The following is an 18221-nucleotide window of genomic DNA, read 5'->3' on the forward strand; positions in this document are numbered from 1 at the left end:
GAGGCGCGAATTATAGGTTTCAATCCAAAACGCGTCAATTGGCTTGAGAAAAAAATATGGATACGAATCTGATCTACGAAAAGACCGCTGCCGGCGAGGAGGCCATGCGACAGCGGACCCGTTTGGTGCAGCGCCACATTCGTATGGTGCTGATCCTGGTGGATGGGCGGACCAGTGTCAGCGAGTTGGCCACCAAGGTGGGCAATCCCGGCCTGGTGGAGTCCGCCCTGGCTGATCTGGAGCGGGATGGCTTCATCGCCCCGCTGCTCGAACAGCCCTCGGTCTGGGACAAGGGCACGGCCGTGGTGCAGAAGGTGAAGGACGTGGCCATCAGCCAGTTTTCCACCTTCGGCAATACCCCGGCCGATGCTGCCGGCGACGACTTCGCCCAGCCCCAGGACCGGGAGCCCGAGCCCATTCCCCTGCCCGGCGAAACCTCGCCGGAACCGCCCAGGGTCGAGAAAAAGGCCCCGCCCACCGTGGCCTGGCTGGCTGGCTGGAAGAACGGCGATGGCGGCGGCAAGGAAACCACCACCAATGCTACCGCTGCCCGCAAGGTGCCGGCCGGCGAAGACACCGGCATCCGCCCCATCCGCCGGCCCGGCAGCCGGCCGATGGGCAAGGGCAGCAAGCTGGCCCTGGGGGTGGCGCTCCTTCTCGGCCTGGGAGTGGCGGTGGTCGGCCTCTATCCCTACGACAGCCATCGCCCCGAGGCCGAGGCCGTGCTGACCCGCTTGCTGGGCCAGCCGGTCACCGCCAGCCACCTGGGCGTGACCTTCCTGCCCAAGCCCGGCCTGGTGCTGGAAGGGGTGCGCATCGGCAATGGCGACCCGGGTACGGTGGCCCGGCTGCAATTTGTTCCTGAGTTGGGCAATCCCGGCCACCTCAAGGAAGTGGAAATCGTCGGCGCCCGCCTGCCCCTTTCCTCCCTGGCCGCGTTGCCGGACTGGCTGCGGGGTGCCGGCGGTGCCCGTCTGCAGGTTTCCCATGTGGTCTTCCAGGATCTGGCCCTGCAGGCCGGCCCCCTGGCGGTGGAAGGACTCTCCGGCACGCTGGGGTTGGGGGAGGGCGGCACCTTGCAGCAGTTGGCCCTGCAGAACGGTGACCACAGCCTTTCCCTCGAAGTGCGGCCGACCCAGGGCGGCGTCCAGCTTGCCCTGGATGGCCAGGGCTGGGAGCCGGTGAAGGGCAGCGGCCTGCGTTTCGATGCCTTGAATGCCCAGGGGCTGGTAACCAGCGAACGGCTGGATTTCTCCAAAATCGAAGGCCGCCTGCTGGAAGGCCAGTTCAGCGCCTCCCTGGCCCTGTCCTGGGGCAACGGCATCAAGCTGGATGGCGACAGCCTGTTCAAGCATCTTTCCGCCCGCCGTCTGAGCCAGGCAGTGGGCCAACTCACCGGCCAGGGCTGGAAGCTGGAGGGCGAGGTGGACGGCCGTCTGCGCCTGACCGCCCGGGCGCCGGACTGGTCCCGCCTGGGCAGCCAGTTGCAGGGTGAAGGCAGCTTCGGCGTTGGCCGCGGCATCCTCTTCGCCGATCTGGCCGAAGCCGTGCGGCGGGCCAGCAGCGAGCCCCTGCATGGCGGCGAAACCCGCTTCGAGCAGTTGAGCGTCAACCTGCGCTTCGACGGCCAGGGCACCCGCCTCTCGGACCTGCGCATTGCCGCCGGCCTGCTCAAGGCCGCCGGCAACCTGGCGGTGACGCCCAAGGGTGAGCTTTCCGGCGGGCTGGACGTACAGATCGGCGGCCGCGGCAATCTCCTGCAAATGCCAGTGACGGTGAGCGGCAGCGTCGCCGACCCGGTCGTGCGGGGCGCGCGGCGCTGATGCCCACGGAAGTCGGTGGTTTCTCTGTCGCCTGGCTGCTCAGCAACAGCGCGGCGGCCCTGCTGCTGCCGCCGGGCAACGGTCTGGGCCTGCTCTTGCTGGCTTTTCTCGGCCGCCACCGATTTCCCCGTCTGGCCCTCAGCCTGGGCCTGGCCGGTGGTTTGTTGCTGGCAGTGCTTTCCCTGCCGGCAGTGGGCAATGCCCTGATCCGCCATCTCGAAGCGCCGCCCCTGGCCGCCGGGCCGGTCCAGGCCGGCGCCATCGTGGTGCTGGGGGGCGGCCGTTACCGGGAGGCGCCGGAATACGGCAGCGATACCGTAGCGGCGGAAACCCTGATGCGCCTGCGCTACGCCGCCCTGTTGCAGCGTCGCACCGGCCTGCCCCTGCTGGTGGCCGGCGGCGCTCCCGATGGGGGCGTAGTGAGCGAGGCCGAGGCCATGGCCCGCACCTTGAAAGAGGATTTCCGGGTGCCGGTGCGCTGGATCGAGGGGGAGTCAGTGGATACCCGGGAAAACGCCGTCAATGCCGCCCGCCTGCTGGGGGAGGCCGGCATCGGCCGGGTGCTCCTGGTGAGCCACGCCTGGCATCTGCCCCGGGCCGCAGAATCCTTTCGCCGTGCCGGCCTGCAGGTGGTGCCAGCCCCCACCGCCTTCCAGCGCGAGGCGGCTACGCCCCTCGATTACCTGCCCCAGGCCGAAGGGCTGCGCCGCTCCCGCATTGCCCTGCGGGAATGGCTGGGGCGTTTCACCTACTGGCTGCGGGGCGGCTAGGCGCACCGCAGGCGGCTTGATCTTTCCGTTTCAGGCCGGGGTTTGCCCCTGTCAGGCGCTCTGCAAAAGCCGCGGCTAATCCCGCTACAACCCGGCGATTACTCGGCGATTACTCGGCAAAACCGCCGCAGTCTTTCCGCTGTAACTTCGCAGCAAGCCCACAACAACGCCGCGATGACTTCTGCCGTCGTTTCGGCCCGCCGCCTCAGGCAGCCACCGGTAGCGTGGCCGTCTGGGGGTTGGCCAAGGCCTGGTTCAGGAATTTCAGGGTTTCATCGGCCACCCGGCGTCGTTCGTTGTCCAGGGTGATGATGTGGTAACTGTCGTCCAGCACTACCCGGCGGCGCAGTTCGGCGCTGACGTGGTGATAGACGAAATTGGCGCTGCGCAGGCTGGCCACGTCGTCTTCCCGGGAATGGATGACCAGGGTCGGGCTGCCCACTTCCGGCAACTCCCGCTTCAGGGTGCCGATCAGGCGCCGGGCCTGGTAGATGCCGTTCATGGGCAGGTGGGCGGCGCCGGCGTCAGAAATCTGCCGCGCTTCCATGTCCCGGGAAACCCGGGCCCGCATCCGCGGATTCTTCAGGCCGAAGGGGTAGCGTTCCCGGTAGGTGTAAAGGTGGCGCAGAGGCGTGTAATAGCCCAGGGGCAGGAGAAAGCGGTACCAGGGAATGCTCCAGCCGTCGTAGAACAACGTCGTGGCCAGGGCAATCACCGCCGCCACCCGGGCACCCTGGCGGGCTGCCAGGTGCAGGGCCAGGTCGGCGCCGATGCACAGGCCGCCCACCACCACCTGGCGGTAGCTGGCCTGCAGGCGGGTGAATTCCCGCTCCACCTCGGCGTACCAGGCTTCCCAGGTATGGGCGGCGTAGGGCACGCTGCCGCAGCCGCCTTCCCCCACCGAATAGCCGGAGAATTCGGGAATGCGCACGTGGTAGCCGGCCTTCTCCAAAATCTTGCCCAGGGGCGACATCTCGGCGGGGTTGCTGTACAGGCCATGGATGAGTAGCACCGCTACCTCACCCGGGGGGCTTTGCTGGAAGGTCAATTGCAGCGCTCCTTGCCGGTGGACCGGCGTTTGGGTGGCGCTATCCTAGTGGCGCGGACTGACCCACCACTGACCCTGCGCTGACCCCAAACTGACCCGCAAAACGCTGTAATTGCCTGGGTTTTGCCCCTGTCATGCCGCGGTTATGCCCCTGTCTTTTTCCCCTCGTTTCCCGCCCGTCTCCCACCCGTCTCCCGCCCGCCTCCACCATTGCGGCAGAAGCTTTTCCACCTTGGGTGCCTTCGCTCTCAGGTGGCTCCGGGCGTCTGGAAGGCGGACCAGTAATGGCGATGCCGGGCCACGCTGGCAGCCCGGTCTACCACCGCTTCGATGAGCCAGGGGCCGCCCGCTGCCAGGGCCTCGGCCAGGGCTGCCTGCAACTGGGGGCGGCTGCTTACGCGGCGGTGGGGCACGCCATAGGCGGCGGCGCCGTGGGCGAGATCGAGGCTTACTGGCGTCAGCCAGCCCTGTTCAAATTCGGGCAACTGGCGTTGCGGCAGATATTCGAAGATGCCGCCGCCGCCGTTGTTGATCACCACCAGTAGGCAATCCAGGCCCCAGGCGGCGCTCAGGGCGTTGAGGTCGTGGTGGGCGGCCAGGTCCCCGAGCAGGGCGGCGGTCCAGCGGCCTTCCCGGCGGCCGGCGGCGGCCAGGCCCAGGGCGGTGGAAAACTGCCCGTCGATGCCGCTGGCACCCCGGTTGCCGTGGCTTTCCAGGGGCCGGGGGCACAGGCCGGAGAAAGCATCGCCGTCCCGCACTGCCATGGAATTGCCCCACAGCAGGCGGCTGTCGGGGGGCAGGGCGGCCAGGGTGTCGCTGACCACGGCGGCTTCCCACAGGGTGTCGCCCGCTTCCGCCAGACAGCTGCCGGCCCGGGCGGCGGCGGCCTGTTCCGCCGCCTGCCAGGGGGGCAGCCAGTCGGCGGGGGCCGGCGCGCTGACGGCGTCGGCCAGGGCGGTGGCCGTGGCGGCGGCGCTGCCCCGCAGCAACTGGCTGGTGCGGCGTTCCGGGTCGGGCCAGCGGCCCTGGCCCTCCACCAGCAACAGCTCCGTGCCGGCGGCCAGGCAGCGGCCCAGCCAGGTTTGTACGACCCGGCTCAGGGGGGCGCTGCCGAAGCGCAGCACCCAGGCCGGGGCCATGGCGGCAAAGTCCGGGCGGCGCAGCAGGGCTTCGCCGTGGGCCAGCAGATGCTCCGGGGCGGGGGCCGTGGCAGCGCCGTAGCGCAGGTCCGAGAGGGGCTCCACCAGCACCGGGCAGGCCAGGCCCTTGGCCAGGGAGGCCAGGGTCTGGGCGAAGATTTGGGACTGGCCCCGCTGTCGCTCCAGGGGGGGCAGGGCGCCGGCAATGATGACCCCGGGTCGCCCGGAGAGGTGCGCCGCTGCTTGTTCTATGGCATGGGGGTCGGGGAGAACCAAGGGGGGCGCCACTTCCAGGCCGGTGGGCAGGGAGAATGGCGTCCCTTCTGCCTCTCCAGCCAGGGTTTCTGAAGGGAGCGAAGGCAGCAACGGCTCGCGGAAGGGCACATTGACGTGCACCGGCCCCGGGCAGGGCCAGCCGCAATCGGCCACCAGGCGGGCAGCCAGGGTGTGCACCTGGGGGGGCTGAAAATCCGCTTCCGGCGTGCCCAGGGCGTGGGCGGCGCGGACGAAGCCGCCGAACAGCCGCAGCTGGTCCACCGTCTGGTTGGCGCCCCAGCCGTGCAGTTCCGGGGGCCGGTCGGCAGAAAGGAGCAGCAGGGGCACCTGGCCGGCGTCGGCCTCGATCACCGCCGGCAGCCAGTGGGCCGGGGCGGAGCCGGAGGTGCACAGCAGGGCCACCGGCCTGCCGCTGGCCTTGGCCAGGCCCAGGGCGAAAAAGGCCGCGGAGCGTTCATCCACCAGCACATGGCAGCGCACCTCAGGCTGGCGCAGCAGGGCCAGGGTCAGGGGGCTGGAACGGGCGCCGGGGGAAATCACGGCATCGCTGAGGCCAGCCGCCGCCAGCCCGGCGACGAAGTGGCGGGACCACTGCAGATTGAGCAGGCCGGTGTCGGTCATGGGGTGTTTCCACGGGAGGATCGGGGCGCGGGGCGGCAGGCGGCAGCGGCAGGGTGGGGCGTTGCCGTGCCGGGGCTGGCGGCGAAACCTGCCGTGTGCAGCGCATCGAGCATGGCGGCCAGCTTGGCTTCGGTTTCGGCCAGTTCCTGGGCTGGGTCGGAACCGGCGACGATGCCGGCGCCGGCCTGCAATTCCGCCTCCCGGCCCTGCAGGTTGGCACAGCGCAGGGGCACCGCCAGGGTGCCGTTGCCGGCCGGGTCGATCCAGCCCAGGCCGCCGCTGTACCAGCAGGGGCGGGCCTCCCGGTGGGCTTGCAGCCATTCCCGGGCGGTCTGGGCCGGCCAGCCGCCGACGGCAGGGGTGGGATGCAGGCGGGCGGCCAGGTCGAGCAGGCCCACGCCCTCGGCTGCCCGGCCGCGAAAGGCGGTGCGCAGGTGGGAGAGCCCCCGGCTGCCCGGCAGTTGCAGCACATCCGCCGGGGCCATGGATAGCTCGGCGCAGAGGGGCGCCAGGGTGCGGTGGATGGCCTCGGCCACCCAGCCGTGTTCCCGCTGGTTCTTTTCGGTGCCGAGGGGGGCGTCGGCGCCCCAGCTGGTGCCGGCCAGGGCTTCCGTTTCCAGTTGGCCGCCGCGCAGGGTGAGCAGGCGTTCCGGCGTGGCGCCGAGGAAAGTGCCACGGCCATGGCCCACGGCAAACACCGTGCAGCCGGGCTGCTGCCGGGCCAGGGTGGCGAAAAGGGACGCAAAAAGGGAGGCAAAAAGGCTGGCAGGACAAGGCAGGGCGGGGCCGGCAGTGCGGTGGATGGCGCCGCGGATCGCCGCTTCTGGATTTGCCTGCCCAGCGTCGGGGGATGCCGGCGATGCCTGGGCCAGCAGGCGCACGCGGCGGGAGAGCACCACTTTATCCACCGTGCCGGCTGCGATGGCGGCCAGGGCGGCCCGGGTGCGGGCGAGAAAGGCCCGGTCGGTGACCGGCGCCGGTGGCCGATGCCAGCGGGGGGCGTCAGAGGCAACGTCGCCGTGGGCCGCGCTATGGGCTGCGTTATGGATGCCAGCAGAGGCACCGGCAGGGGCCGATTCTTGGGCAAGCATTTGCCCTAGGCTTGCCCAGAGGCTCTGCCACTCCGCCAGGGCCTGGGGGGCGGCGCTGGCGCTGGTGGAAAGGATCAGCCGCTGGGCGTCTCCCTGCCGCCGCAGCAGCAGGGCCGGCACCCGCAGGCGGGCATTGGGCAGGGGGTCGGCGCTGTCGGGCCGGTCGTAAAAAGCGAAGCCCAGGTGGGCCAGGGGGCCGGGCGGGGTACTGCGTGTCGCCGGGGGCGCGCTGTCGTGGGCGCGGCCCGGGACCGGCGCTGAATTCGGCGAGCGGCTGGCCTGCTTTTCAGGGGCGATGCTTGATTCCCCGTCAGCAGGGCACAGGTCGCGCTGCTGCCAGCGGGCGGCCAGCCCCTGCCAGCCGGCGTTGAGGGCGGCAAAGCGGCCAGGGCCGGCGCTTTCCACGGTGAAGGCGCTGCCCAGGGCCAGCCAGGCGTCGCCCGGCCGCTGCCAGGCCAGGCTTTCCGGCCCTGCCAGATAGGCAGGGGGTGGCAGGTCGTCGGCGGGCAGGCTGAAACTGAGCAGGTCCGTGGGCCGGGCGGTGGCGGCCAGGGCCTCCAACTCTTGGGCCAGGTTCGGGTAGCGGCACAGCAGGGGCGGCAGGAAACTCATGGGGTGTTTCCTGCGGCTGGGGTGGGACGGACAGCCGTGGATGTGTTGGAGGCAGTGCTGGCCACGGTGACCACGGTGGCGCTGGAATTGGCCGGCGTGGCGGCCTCGAGCCGCTGGGCCAGTTCCCGCAGGGCCGGGCGTTGCAGTTTGCCCATGGGGTTGCGGGGCAGGGATTCCACCCGGTGCAGACGGCGGGGGCGGCGGGAGGAGGGCAGGTGTTCCCGGCACCATTGCAGCAGGGCATCCGGCGCGATGGTGCCCGCCACCAGGGCCACCAGTCGGTCGCCCCAGACTGGGTCGGGCAGGGCGGTGACCCCCGCATCGGCTATGCCGGGGCAGGCCAGCAGCAGGCTTTCCACCTCGGCCGGGTGTACGTTGATGCCGCCGCTGATAAGCATGTCGTCGGCCCGCCCCAGGATCGTCAGGCGGCCCGCTTCATCCTGTGCGGCCAGATCGCCTGTGACGAAGGCGGGGGTGCCGTTGGAATCCTCCGGCATTTCCAGCCCCTGGCCTGGCTGGCCCTGGGGGTTGAGGTAGCCCCACATGACTTGCGGGCCTTGCAGCACCAGGCGGCCATCTTCCCGCACGGTGGCGCGACAGCCGGGGAGGGGGCTGCCCACCTGGCCTTCCTGCCAGTCGGGGCCGGGATTCACCCAGGTCGCCACCTGGGCGGCGCATTCGGAAAGGCCGTAGCTGACGGCGAGGGGCCAGCCGGCTTCCCTCGCCCGGTTAAAGAGGGTGCGGGAGAGGGCGGCGCCGCCGATCAGCACGTGGCGCAGGGGGCCGGGGGCCACGCCGGCCGCCAGCAGGCGGTCGAGCATGGCCGGCACCAGGGAAAGGTGGGTGATGGGGGCGGTGGGGGAGTGGCTTCCCCCCGCCAGGGCATCGGCCACCGCTTCCACCGAGAAGGCATCCAGCACCCGGGCGGTGGCGCCGGCCTGGGCGCAGCGGGTCAGAATGGATTGGCCGCCCACATGGTGCAGCGGCAGGCAGGCCAGCCAGGTGTCGCCGGGGCCCAGGGGCAGGCGCTGGGACGAGGCAGCCGCGGCGGCGGCCAGGTTGCCATGGCTCAGCACCACGCCCTTGGGGTCGCCCTCGCTGCCGCTGGTGGCGATGACCAGGGCGGGTTGATCCGGCAGGGGCAGAAGCGGCAAGGATGCGGAAATTACCTTCTGCCCGTCGCCCATCTGGACCTGCATCTCGGACGCAACCCCGGACGAAAATTCGGGCAAAGCCTCCAGCAGGCGGCCCCGGGGGCCGGCCAGGGCCAGCAGGTGCTGACGGCGCTGGGGAGGCGCGGCCGGGTCCAGGGGGAAGAGGGTCAGGCCGGTGGCGGCGCAGGCGAAGAAGAGCCGGGCCAGGGCCCAGGCAGGGAGCGGTGCGAGGACAATGTCCCCCGGCCGGGCGCCACCCGCCAGGAGCGCCGCGCCCAGTGCCCGGGCATCCGCCGCCAGGGCTGCTCGGGACCAGGTGCCGGCGGAGGTCACCAGCTGGCGCGGGGTGTCGGCCTGGGGCAGGGGCGCGAGCCAATCCATGGGGGCGTGGGGCATAGGGGCAATAATCGGCGGGGCGGAAGGCTGTAGGGGAGGCTGTATCAGCGGTCGATTATACGCAGAGCAGGGGCCGCCCATCTTGGATGCAAGTCAAGATTCGCGCGCCTCGGCAGGCTATTATGGGCTGCCGGGTGCGCCCGGCGGGGCGATGCCTTGGGGCGCTGTCGCTGGCTGCCCCGGCCCGGCTTGTTGGCGATGGTGAGCCACGTTGTTGCCCGGGGTGCCGCCAGAGTTGTGGCCTTGGTTGTGGCGCTGCTGCCCGGCCATCGCCCGATGTTTCCGGTGTGCTTTCCGCCCCTTGGATGTTGCCGTTGGTTGTCGTTGATTCGCCCTTTTTCTTCTTTGCCGGTGTTGCCCATGCTGTCACTCGCCTTTCGACTCCTGCGCCGCGACTTTCGCGCTGGCGAACTGAAACTCCTGGCGCTGGCCCTGGTGGTGGCCGTAGCCAGCATCAGCTCCGTCGGCTTCTTCACCGACCGGGTAAAGCGGGCCCTGGAGCGGGAATCCCGCCAACTGCTGGGGGCCGACCTGCTGCTCACCAGCGACCATCCCCTGGCCGCCGACACCCTGGCCGAAGCCCGGCGCCTGGGCTTGCAGACCGCCGAAACCCGGGTCTTCCCCAGCATGGTGACGGCGGGGGAAGGCGAGGCCATGGTGGCCCAGCTGGCCGATATCAAGGCCGTTTCCGCTGCCTATCCCCTGCGCGGCAAGCTGCGCCTGGCTCCCCAGCCGGGGCAGGCCGACACTGAATTCCAGGGCGGCCCCCCAGCCGGCAGCGTGTGGCTGGATGAACGGCTGGCCACCCAGTTCGAGGCCCGCCCGGGCCAGCCAGTCCAACATATTCAGCTGGGCCAGGCCCGCTTGAACGTGGCCGGGGTGCTGACCCTGGAGCCTGACCGGGGCGTCAATTTCTTCAGCGTCGCCCCCCGGCTGATGATGAACCTGGCGGACCTGCCCGCCACCCAGTTGATCCAGCCCGGCAGCCGGGTGGCCTACCGCCTGCTGCTGGCCGGCCCGGACGAGGCCGTGGCCGCCTACCGCCGCTGGGTGGAGCCCCGCCTGGGGCGGGGCGAGCGGCTCGAAGACGCGAGCAACGCCCGGCCCGAAATCCGTACCGCGGTGGAGCGGGCCCAGCAGTTCCTCGGCCTCTCTTCCCTGCTGGCGGTGGTGCTGGCGGCAGCCGGGGTGGCCCTGGCCATTCGCCGCTACCTGCAGCGCCATCTCGATCCCTGTGCCGTGATGCGCTGCCTGGGCGCCCCCCAGGGCCAGGTGCTGGGGCTCTACCTGGGCCAGTTCCTGATCCTCGGCGTGGCGGCTTCCGCCGCCGGCCTGTTGATCGGCTTTGGCGCCCACTTCGTGCTGCACGCCTGGCTGGCCAACCTGCTCGCCTCGCCCCTGCCGTCGCCCGGGCCATGGCCGGCCCTGCAAGGGCTGGCGGCCGGTCTGGTGCTGCTCTTCGGCTTTGCCCTGCCGCCCCTCCTGCAACTGCGCCAGGTGCCCACCCTGCGGGTGCTGCGGCGGGAGTTGGGGGACCCGGATGCCTCCATCCTCGCCACCTACGGCATTGGCCTGGCGGCCCTGGCCGGCCTGCTTTTCTGGGCCGCGGGCGACCCCAAGCTGGGGGCCTACGCGGCGGGCGGCTTCACCGCTGCCCTGGGCCTCACTGCCCTCATCGCCCGCCTGGCCCTGGCGGCCCTCAAGCCCCTGCGCCACGGCGCCGCCGCCGTGGGCTTTGGCTGGCGCTACGGTTTGGCCGGCCTGGAGCGGCGGCCTCTGTCGGCGGTGGCCCAGATCGTCGCCCTTTCCCTGGGCCTGATGGCCCTCTTGTTGCTCACCGTCACCCGGGGCGACCTGATGCAATCCTGGCGCCAGGCCTCGCCGCCCGATGCCCCCAACCGCTTCGCCATCAACATCCAGCCCGAGCAGCGCCAGGACGTGGGGGAGGCCCTGGGCCGGCTGGGCATTCGTGCCGAGCTATCGCCCATGGTGCGGGGCCGCCTCACCGGCATCGGTGGCCGCCCCGTGACCCCGGCGGACTATGAAGATGACCGGGCCAAGCGCCTGGTGGAACGGGAATTCAACCTTTCCTGGGCCGCCGACCTGCCCCCCGGCAACAGCATCACCCAGGGCCGCTGGTTCGCCCCCGGCGAACAGGGGAAGGATGGCAAAGGCAGCGCCTCGGTGGAAAAGGGCCTGGCCGAAACCCTGGGCGTGAAAGTGGGGGACGAACTGACCTTCACCGTGGCCGGCGAGCCGGTGCAACTCACCGTCACCAGCCTGCGCAAGCTCAACTGGGATTCCATGCGGGTCAATTTCTTCGTCCTCACCCCGCCCGGCGTGCTGGAACCGTACCCGGCCAGCTACATCACCAGCTTCCACCTGCCCGACGACGCCGCCAACCGGGTGGGGGAACTGGTCAAACGCTTCCCCAACCTGACGGTGGTGGATGTGGCCGCCATCGTGCGCCAGCTGCAATCAGTGCTAGATCAGGTCTCCCGGGCGGTGCAGTTCGTCTTCCTGTTCACCCTGGCCGCCGGCGTCATCGTTCTCTACGGCGCCCTGGCCGCCTCCCACGACGAGCGGCGCTACGAACTCTCGGTGCTGCGCGCCCTGGGCGCCGGCCGCCAGCAACTGCGGGGCGCCCTCCTGGCCGAATTCGCCGCCGTCGGCGCACTCTCCGGCCTCATCGCCGCCGCCGGCAGCCAGGGCGTCGGCTGGCTCCTGGCCGCCAAGGTCTTCAATCTGGAGTACCAGTTCGCACCGTGGATTTTCCCGGTGGCCATCGTCGGCGCGGCCCTGGCGGTGACGTTGGCCGGCTGGCTGGCTGCTTCCCGCCTGCTGCGGGTGCCGCCGATGGAGGCGTTAAGAGCGGGGGGATGAGGTGGCTTGGGCAGTGTGCCGAGTATGACGTATGATTGTTCGTCAGGAATGTCCGGTTTGTAGGCGGGGAGAATTATGCAAATAAGTAATAAGGAAGTGGAATGCCGCATGGTTGCTGGCTTGTGGCCTGTCCGGTATTCCAGCTTATTGGACACGTCCCCGTTTTATTGGACGTTTTTGTCGTCTACTACTAGTTAGATGCCAGATTTGGCGTTGCGTATGCTCACAGAAAATCGATAGCCGCAAGACTGTTTTTGGCAACTCATAGCCACTACAATTTCTCCTTCATACCGTAGAGGAGATTGCGCGTGAAGAACTGGATATTTCTGGCTGTTGCAATCTTTGGCGAGGTCATCGCAACTTCCGCACTGAAGTCTAGCCATGGATTCACTAGGTTAGTTCCTTCCGTTGTAGTTGTGGCTGGCTACGGGCTTGCGTTCTATTTCTTGTCTCTCTCGCTCAAGTCCATTCCGGTCGGTATTGCTTACGCTGTATGGGCTGGGCTTGGCATCGTGCTTGTGGCAGCTATTGCTTGGATTTTCCATGGCCAAAAACTAGACTTCTGGGCGTTCATTGGCATGGGACTTATCGTCAGTGGCGTCGCCGTTCTAAACCTGCTATCCAAGGTCAGCGCACATTGACCGGGTTGGCATCTAACAATTCATTCAAGCCGACGCCGCTTCGCGGCGCGGCTTAATTCAGGCGTTAGAGTGCTTATGGTTCTTCGCTACGCCTTCGCGGGTGCAATCGTCGGCTACCAGCGGGTTCTCTCTCCCCGTAAAGGCTTTCGTTGCGCACACCGCGTATTACACGGTGGTTGGTCTTGCTCTGAGTTTGGGCGTCGAGCCGTCCTCCGACTCGGCGTCCTCCGATTTTTCGTCCTACAGAGTCGCCGATTTGCGCGTTGCGCAAAGTCAGCAGCAATATTGCAGGCCCGACCTGATCCCGAGTACAAAGAGTTTCCGTGGAAGCAGTGCCTTACCAACAAGAAGGTTGATGCAGCCGCCAGTGGATGCTGTTGTTGCGTTCCCTTTCCCTTGCCATGACCCCGCGCTCTAACACTCCGCTCGAGGCGCGGCTTCGCCGCTGGGACGCCGTGCCGGCGGGGCCGGCCCTGCGCCCCTCATCTTCACGTTAGCCATCAGTGACGACCACACCAAACTGCGACTATTGCGGCTCTGCTCTCCAGCAAGTCGAGCGGTCGCGCCCCAACCCCCTGGACGTCGTCGGTGTCGTGATTGTCGGTGTCTGCGTATTCGGCTTCCTGAGTCTTTTTCTCTTCACGGGCCGAGGTCTTCGATTCGTTGCCATCGTCGGTGGGCTGGTTGCATTCGGGCTCTTCCATATGATTGGTTTGTCAAAGAAAACCGTCCTTCGGTGCGCTCAGTGTGGCCGTACCAAGGACGGGGTGGCCCAGCCCTAGCCTGGCACCCTGGTCTCGCTCCTGCCTGTCTCCCCCTCAGTGGTACAATCCTGCCCCTTGACCAGCCGGTCGGGGGCGTTTTCGTTTGCCGCCGGCCTCGCGCAGTTACCTTCGCAGTTACGTTGATTCCCCTGAAAGTTTTTCCATGAGCGCAGAACTCCAGGCCATTGCCGCGGAAGCCCAGCGGCGGCGGACCTTTGCCATCATTTCGCACCCGGATGCGGGTAAGACCACCCTGACCGAAAAGCTGCTGCTGTTCGGCGGCGCCATTCAGGCCGCCGGTACGGTGAAGGCCCGCAAGAGCGGCCGCCATGCCACCTCGGACTGGATGGAGATCGAAAAGCAGCGGGGCATTTCCGTGGCCAGCTCGGTGATGCAGTTCGACTATCGGGACTGCGTCATCAACCTGCTCGATACCCCGGGCCACCAGGATTTCTCGGAAGATACCTACCGAGTGCTTTCCGCCGTGGACTCGGCCCTCATGGTGATCGACGGGGCCAAGGGCGTGGAGCCCCAGACCATCAAGCTGCTGGACGTGTGCCGTATGCGCGACACGCCCATTCTCACCTTCATCAACAAGCTGGACCGGGAAGTGCGCGACCCCTTCGAGCTGCTGGACGAGGTGGAATCGGTGCTGAAAATCCAGTGCGCGCCGGTGACCTGGCCCATCGGCATGGGCAAGACTTTCCGCGGCGTGTATCACCTGGCCAGCGATTCCGTGGCCCTGTTCACTCCCGGTGAAGGCAAGGACGCGGAAGTGGTGAAGGGCCTGGATCACCCCTCCCTGGCCGGCTTCTCCATGGAAATCGCCAAGCTCAAGGAAGACCTGGAGCTGCTGGCGGCCGCCCATCAGTTCGAGGCCGAGCCTTTCCTCTCCGGCAAGCTGACGCCGGTGTTCTTCGGCTCCGCCATCAACAACTTCGGCGTGCGGGAAATCCTCGATGCCCTGGTGGCCAATGCGCCGCCGCCCAAGACCCGGGAATCGGCCGAGCGGGCCGTAGCGCCGGAAGAGGGCAAGTTCTCCGGCTTCATCTTCAAGATCCAGGCCAATATGGACCCGGCCCACCGGGACCGGGTGGCCTTCCTGCGGGTCTGTTCCGGCCGTTTCGAGCGGGGCATGAAGCTGTGGCAAGTGCGCACCGGCAAGGAAATCCGGGCGACCCAGGTGGTGGCCTTCCTTTCCCAGCGCCGCGCCACCATTGACGATGCCTACCCGGGCGACATCATCGGCATGTTCAACCACGGCAGCATCGAAATCGGTGATTCCTTCACCGAGGGCGAGAACCTGCACTTCACCGGCATTCCTTACTTTGCGCCGGAAATGTTCCGCGCCGCCCGGCCCAAGAACCCATCCAAGATCAAGCAGTTCCAGAAGGGCCTGGAGCAGCTGGGGGAGGAGGGCGCCATCCAGGTGTTCAAGCCCCTTTCCGGCTACGAAGTGGTACTGGGGGCCGTGGGCGTGCTGCAGTTCGAAGTGGTGGCCCACCGACTGGCGGCCGAATACGGGGTGGAAATCCTGCTGGAGAACAAGTCCCTCTTCGGCGCCCGCTGGGTGACCTGCGACAAGGCCGAGGACTTCAACCGCTTCGAGCGGGAGAACATGGGCAACCTGGCCACGGATGCCTCCGGCAGCCTGGCCTATCTGGCGCCGACCCGGGTCAATCTGGACCTGACCCAGGAGCGCTACCCCAGCGTGCAGTTCCACGCCACCCGGGAGCACACGGTGACCCTGGGCAACCGGGGCTAACCCAAGGTTGGCCGGGCTGGTCTTAATGGCGCCCGCCTGTCAGGCCCCGGCAATGCCGGGGCCTTTGTCTTTTCTGGCTCGAACGGGGCCCGAGGCATACAATTTCGCCTTTCACCCGTTTTCCCTTCCACCCCTTACCTGATTTGAAGGACGTGCGGATGCCCTTGCGGCGGTCCACCTATCTGCTGGGAACGCTTGTCGGACTGCTCTGGCTGGGTCTGGCCGTCTGGATTTCCCTGGACGTGCTGCAGTCCCGGGAGCGGGACCTGCAAGCCGCACAACGCCAGGGTGAGGCCTTGGCCCGGGTGCTGGAAAGCAGCCTGCAAGGCTCCATCCAGAAGATCGACCTGCGTCTGCAGGAATTCATCAGCCGCTACCAGGAAGCGGTGATCGCCGGGCGCCCCCGCAGCGAACTGGAGCCCGAGCTGGGCCGTTCCCTGCACATGTTCCCCGAAACCAGCAGCTTCCGCGTGGCGGATGCGGAGGGCAATTACGCCTACGACGGCTCGGGCACCCTGGGCAACGGCGTCAATATCGCTGACCGCTCCTACTTCAAGCTGCTCAGGGATCAGCCCCAGGCCGGGCTGGTGGTGTCCGAGCCCATGGTCTCCCGCATCACCGGGGACTGGGTGGTGGTGGCCGCCCGCCGCCTGTCGGACAAGCAGGGCCGCTTCGGCGGCATCGTTACCGCTGCCATCAAGGTGCGCCACTTCGAATATCTGTTCAGTACCCTCAATCTGGGCCCTCGGGATGTGATCGCCGTATGGACCCGGGACATGCATCTGGTGGCCCGCTGGCCCCGGCTGGACGCCCAGATGGGTCAGCGCCTGGACGACAGCGCCATCCTTCCCCGGCTCGCCGCCGGGGAAGAAAGCGGCAGCTTCTCCCGGGGCGGCGCCCTGGATGGGGTGGCGCGACAATTCGTCTTCCGCGCCTTGCCGGGCACGCCCTTCATCATCACCGTGGGCTACGCCGAGGATGACATTCTCGCCCCCTGGCGGCATCGTGCCCTGATCTACGCCCTGCTGGGGGCCGTGCTGACGGCAGCCCTGCTGTTCGGCACCGTGGTCTGGTCCCGCCGCTTCCGCGCCGCCAGCACCCTCGCCGAGCGCATGAGCCAGGCCTTCCAGGATAAGGACCGGGAAAGCTGCGCCCTGCTCGATGCCATTCCCGACCCAGCCTGGCTGCTGACGCCGGAGGGCAATTACCTGTCGGTGAATTCGGCCTTCTGCCGCTATGCGGGCCGCCCGCTGGAAGAGATCATCGGCCGCAACGTGGCCGACCTTTTTTCCCCCGAAGAAACTGAGCGCATGGAGGCCGGCCGCCGGCAGGTGGTGGAAAGCCGCCAGCCCCTGCGCGAAGAGGTGTGGCTGAGCCTGCCTGGAGGCCGCAAGCCCTTTGAATTCCTGCGGGTGCCGGTGTTCGACGACAACGGCGCCGTTCGTGCCCTGGCCGGCGTGGCCTGGGATATTTCCGCCCGCTACAAGGCGGAGGAGCGGCAGCGCCTCATCACCCACGTTTTCGACCACAGCACCGAGGCCATCCTCATCCTCGATGACCAGGGCCTCATCGTCACCTTCAACAATGCCTTCGCTGCCCTGACCGGCTATGCCGTGGCCGAGGTGAAGGGCCAGAACCCGGCCTTTCTCGCTTCGCCCCATAACGATCCGGGTTTCCGGGAGCGCATCCGCGCCACCCTGGAGCGGGGCGAGAACTGGCTCGGCGAGGCCGTCACCCTGCGCAAGGACGGCAGCGACTGCCCGGTGTGGTGCAACTTCGGCATCATCCACGACGACCGCGGCGCGGTCATCAACAAGGTGGCCTTCGTCACCGACCTGTCGGAAAAGAAGGCCGCCCAGGCCCAGATCGAATCCCTCTCCAATGTGGATCAGCTGACGGCCCTGCCCAACCGCCAGTGGTTCTCTCGCATTCTCGGTGACTGGCTGGCGGAAGGCCGCCCCGGCGCCCTGGTGATGCTGGACCTGGACCACCTCAGCCGCATCAACGATGCCTTCGGCCATGCCGCCGGGGATGAACTGCTGCGCCGCATCGGCGAGCGTCTGCGCAAGGGCCTGCGGCCCTGCGACATCCTGGGCCGCCTGGGGGGCGACCAGTTCGGCATGTTGGTGGATCTGAGCGATGAAAGCCGCTCCGTGGCCACGGTGGCCCGCCATCTGCTGGATATCCTCTCCCACCCGGTGAAGATGCAGGGTAGCGACGTGGTGACCACGGCCTGCGCCGGCATCACCCTGTTCCCCCAGGATGCCAGCGATACCGCCATTCTCCTGCGCAATGTGGATACGGCCATGCACCACGCCAAGCGGGGCGGGCAGAATGCCTACCACTTCTTCTCCCCCGAGCTGAACGAGCGCATGGTGGCGCGCCTGCGCCTGGAGAGCGAGTTGCGGCTGGCCCTACAACTGCGCCAGCTGGAACTGCACTACCAGCCCCAGGTGGAGATCGGTGGCGGCATCATCGGTTTCGAGGCCCTGCTGCGCTGGAATCACCCCCGCCTGGGCATGGTGTCGCCAGCCGAGTTCATTCCCCTGGCGGAAGAGAGCCGCCTGATTCTGCCCATCGGCGCCTGGGTGCTCACCGAAGCCTGCCGCCAAGCCCGCCAGTGGCAGGATGCGGGCCTGCCGCCGACGGTGGTGGCGGTGAATCTTTCCGCCGTGCAGTTCCAGGAGCGGGATCTGGTGGCCCAGGTGTCCGCCGCCCTGATGTCCTCCGGCCTAGCGCCGCGCTGGCTGGAGCTGGAAATCACCGAGAGCGTCATCATGCAGGAGCCCGAGCGCACCGCCGGCATCCTCGAAGAGTTGAAGTGCCTCGGGGTGCGTCTTTCCATCGACGACTTTGGCACCGGCTATTCCAGCCTGGCCTACCTCAAGCGTTTCCCCATCGACAAGATCAAGATCGACCGTTCCTTCATCCGCGACGTGGTGCAGAGCCCGGGCGATGCGGCCATCGTGCGCATGGTCATTGCCATGGCCGGGGAACTCGAGCGCAAGGTCATTGCCGAAGGCGTGGAAACCACGGAGCAGCTGGATTTCCTGCGGCTCCACCAGTGCCACGAATTCCAGGGCTTCCTGTGCAGCCGGCCGGTGCCGGCGGGCCGGGTGCCCGAGCTGCTGGCGGCCGGTGCCGCGATCCACTGAGGGGCCGGATGTTCTGCCGAATGCCCGGTTGGCGCTGCCTTTGGCGCCACCTCTCCACCCTGATGCCTGCCTTGGCCTGTAGT

At 68.1% G+C, this 18221-nt stretch carries 12 protein-coding genes; 7 read left to right on the forward strand and 5 right to left on the reverse strand.

Annotation, left to right across the window (positions count from 1 at the left end):
- Window positions 1–56: 56 nt before the first annotated feature.
- Both AZSI13_RS04005 and AZSI13_RS04010 read left to right on the forward strand, forming a co-directional pair.
- Window positions 57–1823 (forward strand): AsmA-like C-terminal region-containing protein, encoded by a 1767-nt coding sequence (locus AZSI13_RS04005; protein ID WP_109039877.1) that lies wholly within the window; start codon window positions 57–59, stop codon window positions 1821–1823.
- Window positions 1823–2593, forward strand: coding sequence for a YdcF family protein (locus AZSI13_RS04010; protein WP_109039878.1), 771 nt, complete (start codon window positions 1823–1825; stop codon window positions 2591–2593). The genes AZSI13_RS04005 and AZSI13_RS04010 overlap by 1 nt, the downstream gene beginning before the upstream one ends.
- A gap of 205 nt (window positions 2594–2798) precedes the next feature.
- On the opposite strand, the gene AZSI13_RS04015 is transcribed toward AZSI13_RS04010, so the two are convergent.
- The 4 genes from AZSI13_RS04015 to AZSI13_RS04030 all read right to left on the reverse strand — a co-directional run bounded on the left by AZSI13_RS04015 (window position 2799) and on the right by AZSI13_RS04030 (window position 8930).
- Window positions 2799–3641, reverse strand: a complete 843-nt coding sequence (locus tag AZSI13_RS04015) for a carboxylesterase (RefSeq protein ID WP_109039879.1) — start codon at window positions 3639–3641, stop codon at window positions 2799–2801.
- Between the two features lie 248 nt (window positions 3642–3889).
- Window positions 3890–5677, reverse strand: coding sequence for a 2-succinyl-5-enolpyruvyl-6-hydroxy-3-cyclohexene-1-carboxylic-acid synthase (gene menD / locus AZSI13_RS04020; protein WP_109039880.1), 1788 nt, complete (start codon window positions 5675–5677; stop codon window positions 3890–3892).
- Window positions 5674–7380 (reverse strand): isochorismate synthase MenF, encoded by a 1707-nt coding sequence (locus AZSI13_RS04025; protein ID WP_109039881.1) that lies wholly within the window; start codon window positions 7378–7380, stop codon window positions 5674–5676. The genes menD and AZSI13_RS04025 overlap by 4 nt, the downstream gene beginning before the upstream one ends.
- Window positions 7377–8930: a class I adenylate-forming enzyme family protein gene (locus AZSI13_RS04030; protein ID WP_165833293.1), complete on the reverse strand. Its 1554-nt coding sequence runs from the start codon at window positions 8928–8930 to the stop codon at window positions 7377–7379. The genes AZSI13_RS04025 and AZSI13_RS04030 overlap by 4 nt, the downstream gene beginning before the upstream one ends.
- 360 nt (window positions 8931–9290) lie before the next feature.
- Here AZSI13_RS04030 and AZSI13_RS04035 point away from each other — a divergent pair, with 360 nt between their 5' ends.
- The 3 genes from AZSI13_RS04035 (at window position 9291) to yidD (ending at window position 12859) form a co-directional block, all read left to right on the forward strand.
- On the forward strand, window positions 9291–11813 hold the full coding sequence (locus AZSI13_RS04035) for an ABC transporter permease (protein ID WP_109039883.1): 2523 nt from the start codon (window positions 9291–9293) through the stop codon (window positions 11811–11813).
- Window positions 11814–12121: 308 nt separating this feature from the next.
- Window positions 12122–12454, forward strand: coding sequence for a quaternary ammonium compound efflux SMR transporter QacL (gene qac, locus AZSI13_RS04040; protein ID WP_109039884.1), 333 nt, complete (start codon window positions 12122–12124; stop codon window positions 12452–12454).
- A 75-nt stretch (window positions 12455–12529) separates the two neighbouring features.
- Window positions 12530–12859, forward strand: coding sequence for a membrane protein insertion efficiency factor YidD (yidD, locus tag AZSI13_RS18345; protein ID WP_109039885.1), 330 nt, complete (start codon window positions 12530–12532; stop codon window positions 12857–12859).
- 95 nt (window positions 12860–12954) lie between these two features.
- Here the strand turns inward: yidD and AZSI13_RS04050 are convergent, their stop codons facing one another.
- A complete protein-coding gene (locus AZSI13_RS04050) occupies window positions 12955–13158 on the reverse strand; it encodes a hypothetical protein (RefSeq protein WP_109039886.1) in 204 nt (67 codons plus the stop codon).
- 223 nt (window positions 13159–13381) lie between these two features.
- Between AZSI13_RS04050 and AZSI13_RS04055 the strand changes: the two genes are divergently transcribed.
- Together AZSI13_RS04055 and AZSI13_RS04060 are read left to right on the forward strand one after the other, a co-directional pair.
- On the forward strand, window positions 13382–14983 hold the full coding sequence (locus AZSI13_RS04055; protein ID WP_014237472.1) for a peptide chain release factor 3: 1602 nt from the start codon (window positions 13382–13384) through the stop codon (window positions 14981–14983).
- 158 nt (window positions 14984–15141) lie between these two features.
- Window positions 15142–18138: an EAL domain-containing protein gene (locus AZSI13_RS04060; RefSeq protein WP_109039887.1), complete on the forward strand. Its 2997-nt coding sequence runs from the start codon at window positions 15142–15144 to the stop codon at window positions 18136–18138.
- Window positions 18139–18221 lie beyond the last annotated feature (83 nt).

Source organism: Azospira sp. I13 (assembly GCF_003112695.1).
GTDB lineage: Bacteria > Pseudomonadota > Gammaproteobacteria > Burkholderiales > Rhodocyclaceae > Azospira.

Bases quoted from the DNA above. Each gene is read 5' to 3' on its own strand.
- AZSI13_RS04005 (WP_109039877.1), top strand. From the start codon at position 57: ATGGATACGAATCTGATCTACGAAAAGACCGCTGCCGGCGAGGAGGCC.
- AZSI13_RS04010 (WP_109039878.1), top strand. From the start codon at position 1,823: ATGCCCACGGAAGTCGGTGGTTTCTCTGTCGCCTGGCTGCTCAGCAAC.
- menD (WP_109039880.1), bottom strand. From the start codon at position 5,677: ATGACCGACACCGGCCTGCTCAATCTGCAGTGGTCCCGCCACTTCGTC.
- AZSI13_RS04025 (WP_109039881.1), bottom strand. From the start codon at position 7,380: ATGAGTTTCCTGCCGCCCCTGCTGTGCCGCTACCCGAACCTGGCCCAA.
- AZSI13_RS04030 (WP_165833293.1), bottom strand. From the start codon at position 8,930: ATGCCCCACGCCCCCATGGATTGGCTCGCGCCCCTGCCCCAGGCCGAC.
- AZSI13_RS04035 (WP_109039883.1), top strand. From the start codon at position 9,291: ATGCTGTCACTCGCCTTTCGACTCCTGCGCCGCGACTTTCGCGCTGGC.
- yidD (WP_109039885.1), top strand. From the start codon at position 12,530: ATGGTTCTTCGCTACGCCTTCGCGGGTGCAATCGTCGGCTACCAGCGG.
- AZSI13_RS04050 (WP_109039886.1), bottom strand. From the start codon at position 13,158: ATGGAAGAGCCCGAATGCAACCAGCCCACCGACGATGGCAACGAATCG.
- AZSI13_RS04055 (WP_014237472.1), top strand. From the start codon at position 13,382: ATGAGCGCAGAACTCCAGGCCATTGCCGCGGAAGCCCAGCGGCGGCGG.
- AZSI13_RS04060 (WP_109039887.1), top strand. From the start codon at position 15,142: ATGCCCTTGCGGCGGTCCACCTATCTGCTGGGAACGCTTGTCGGACTG.